At 75.5% G+C, this 306-nt stretch carries 1 protein-coding gene; it reads right to left on the bottom strand.

What is annotated here, in order from left to right; genetic code table 11:
* Positions 1-96 precede the first annotated feature (96 nt).
* Entirely contained in the window at positions 97-231 is a 135-nt protein-coding gene (locus tag MKK67_RS32640) for a hypothetical protein (RefSeq protein ID WP_279601657.1), read from the bottom strand.
* Positions 232-306: the final 75 nt, after the last annotated feature.

The following is a 306-nucleotide window of genomic DNA, read 5'->3' as shown; positions in this document are numbered from 1 at the left end:
GTCCCCCGATCGGGATCTGCCACCCGCTCTCCCTCCCCCCTCTGCGGGGGAGGGAGACCCCCGCGTCTGGTGCGGGCGCGCCTCGCCGCCGCCGGTCTAGCCCCGGCGCCTGGCCTCGTCGTACTCAAAGCCCTCTTCCTCTTCGTCGGGCCCGACCTCGTACGCGCCGGCCGTCACGACGTTGACGCGGCGAGCGGGCGGGGAGACGCGCACCCCGCCGGGCTCGACCACTCAAGCCTCCCTCTCCCGCCGCGCCGCGAGCAGTCATGCATCTGGCTGGCTCTGCGCGCCGGTCGCAGACGCGCC

Origin of the sequence: Methylobacterium sp. J-072, assembly GCF_022829425.1 — a bacterium.
Lineage (GTDB): Bacteria > Pseudomonadota > Alphaproteobacteria > Rhizobiales > Beijerinckiaceae > Methylobacterium.
The sequence above is the reverse complement of the archived record's forward strand: the minus strand, read 5'-3'. Positions and strand labels throughout refer to the sequence as shown.